Source organism: Photorhabdus akhurstii, from assembly GCF_018448925.1.
In the GTDB taxonomy this organism is placed as follows: domain Bacteria; phylum Pseudomonadota; class Gammaproteobacteria; order Enterobacterales; family Enterobacteriaceae; genus Photorhabdus; species Photorhabdus akhurstii.
This window is the reverse complement of record NZ_RCWE01000066.1, coordinates 1-2,698: the sequence shown is the minus strand read 5'-3', so window position 1 is coordinate 2,698 and position 2,698 is coordinate 1. Positions and strand designations below refer to the sequence as shown.

The 2,698-nt window shown below is 59.2% G+C and carries 1 protein-coding gene; it reads left to right on the top strand.

Annotation, left to right across the window (positions count from 1 at the left end; translation table 11 throughout):
• Positions 1-100: 100 nt before the first annotated feature.
• Positions 101-2,698 (top strand): ImcF-related family protein (locus EAE93_RS23630; RefSeq protein WP_250151179.1); only part of this gene is annotated, 2,598 nt, incomplete at its 3' end.

Here is a 2,698-nt window from a genome sequence, read left to right as displayed (position 1 = left end):
GCCGGTGTATGTGTGGAATGTGCGTCACAGCCACTGGGACCAGCACGACCGGCCGACTCAGACCGTGGGCTGTTTTCTGTCGGAAGGGGGGACGCCCGAGATGCTGGCGCAGAGTCTGGATAGCCTGATACCCATGCTGGCGAATCGGGGCATGGGACAGGCGATAGCGGAAAATCGTCACGATTTTCTGTTGCGACTGGCGCAGTCTTTGCGGGATGGTGGGGTGACACGTCTGGTGAAGCAGCTGACGCCGTTGTTAGAGCGGCCGCCGTTGAGGCTGGCGGGGGTGACGTTCAGTTTACCGCTGTTTGTGCCGTCAGGGATGGTGGAACATGGCTGGCTGGGGGATGCCAGTTGGAACGGGGTGCTGGAGCATGTGCGCGATAGCCGGGGGAAAGCGGTGGGCTTCCCGTGGGAGAAAAGCGCGCAGTGGGGCGTGATAGCGCTGGCGGCGTTGTGGGGCGCGGGCAGCGTGACCTCGTTTTGGGTTAACCGTCATCAGATAGCGGTCAGTCGTGAACGTATCAGCGAGGCCGGTGAGCGTCAGGGCGAGTTATCGGCCCGTTTGCTCAGTCAGCATGAGTTGCAACGGGAAATTGACCGGTTGCAGTCGCAGTCAGAGCGCGGGGCGCCCTGGTACAGCCGTTTTGGGTTAAATCAGAATGATGCCCTGCTGAAAGTGATGTGGCCGGTGTATCAGCGCAACAATGCCGAACTGATACGTGATGCCGCTGCCCGGTTGCTCCATCAGCGTTTGACCGAACTGGTGAATCTGCCGGCGGGCAGCGCACAGCGTTATCAGCGTATCACCTCGGCGTACAATCAACTGAAAGTGTATCTGATGATGGCGCGTCCTGAGAAAGCGGACGCGGCGGTGATGAGCCGGGTGCTGATGGCAAACTGGCCGCGCCGGGCCGGGGTGACGGATGGCCTGTGGCAACACAGCGGCGAGGCGTTACTGACGTTTTATGCCCAGAATTTACCGCGCCACCCGGAGTGGAAAATCAGCGTGGATAACGGGCTGGTCAGTGAAGTACGTCAGATACTGCTGAATCAGTTAGGGCAGCGTCATGCGGAAACGATGCTGTACCAGAAAATGCTGCGACAGGTGGCTCACAGCTACGGGGATTTAACTCTGGCGCAGATGACCGGCGCCACCGATGCCGGTCGCCTGTTTAGCAGCCGTCAGGTAGTGCCGGGAATGTTTACCCGTCAGGCGTGGGAAGGACAGGTGCAAAAAGCGATAGCGCAGGTGGCAGCCTCCCGGCAGGAAGCGATTGACTGGGTGCTCAGTGACGGCCGTCAGCCCGTATTGAAGGCGGTGTCCCCGGCGGAGCTGAAAGCCCGGCTGACAGCGCGTTACTTTACCGACTTCGCCGGGGCGTGGCTGAACTTCCTCAACAGCCTGCGCTGGCATAAAACCCATAACCTGTCCGACACCATTGACCAGTTAACCCTGATGGCGGACGTGCGTCAGTCGCCGTTGATTGCGCTGATGAATACGCTGGCTTATCAGGGAGAAACCGGGCAACAGGGGGCGGCGTTGGCGGACTCGCTGGTGAAATCGGCGCAAAACCTGTTGCAGAAAAATAAACCCTCGGTGATTGACCAGACCCGTATTCCACAGGGGCCATTGGATAACACCTTCGGTCCGTTATTAGCGCTGATGGGCAAGAGCGCGACGGAAAACGGCATGACGGCGGACCGGTCGCTGAGTCTGCAAACCTTCCTGACCCGGGTGACGCGGGTTCGTCTGGCGCTGCAACAACTGGCGAATACCGATGACCCGCCGGCAGTAATGGAGGCGCTGGCCCAGAGTGTGTTTCAGGGGAAAAGCGTGGAGCTGACCGACACCCGGACTTACGGCAGCCTGATAGCGGCCAGTCTGGGCGCGGAATGGAACGGGTTTGGTCAGGCGGTGTTTGTGCAACCGTTAACCGAAGCGTGGCAGACGGTATTACAACCGGCGGCGGCCAGTCTGAATGCGCAGTGGCAGTCGGCGGTGGTGGCAGACTGGCAAACCGACTTTGACGGCCGTTACCCGTTCGTAGCGGGGCAAAATGACGCCTCGTTGCCAATGCTGGGGCAGTTTATTCGGTCGGATACGGGGAGAATAGAACAGTTCCTGCACAGCCAGTTAGGCGGCGTGCTGCATAAAGAGGGGAAATATTGGGTAGTAGATAAAGTGAACAGTCAGGGACTGCATGTTAACCCGGCCTTTTTAAGCGCGATAAATCAACTGAGTCAGGTCGCGGATGTGCTGTTTGCCAGTGGCAGCGAGGGAATACGATTTGAATTGCGGGCCAAACCGGTGCGGGATGTGGCGGAAACGGACCTGACGATAGACGGTCAACGGTTGCGTTACTTTAACCAGATGGAGAGCTGGCAGCATTTGCGCTGGCCGGGAGACGAGGATAATCCCGGGGTGGTGCTGACCTGGACCGGCGTGAACACCGGCGCGCGGTTATATGGCGAGTATCCGGGGACGTGGGGGTTGATTCGCTGGCTGGAGGCCGCCCGGGTGCAAATGCTGGATGAAAGCCGTTACCGGCTGAGATTGACCACGCCGGAGGGGTTGCCGCTGACCTGGGTATTACGTACCGAAGTCGGGAAAGGGCCGCTGGTATTATTGAAACTGAGAGGATTTACCCTGCCGAAAACCATTTTTGAGGAGAATAGGGGAAATAACCGGCCTGAG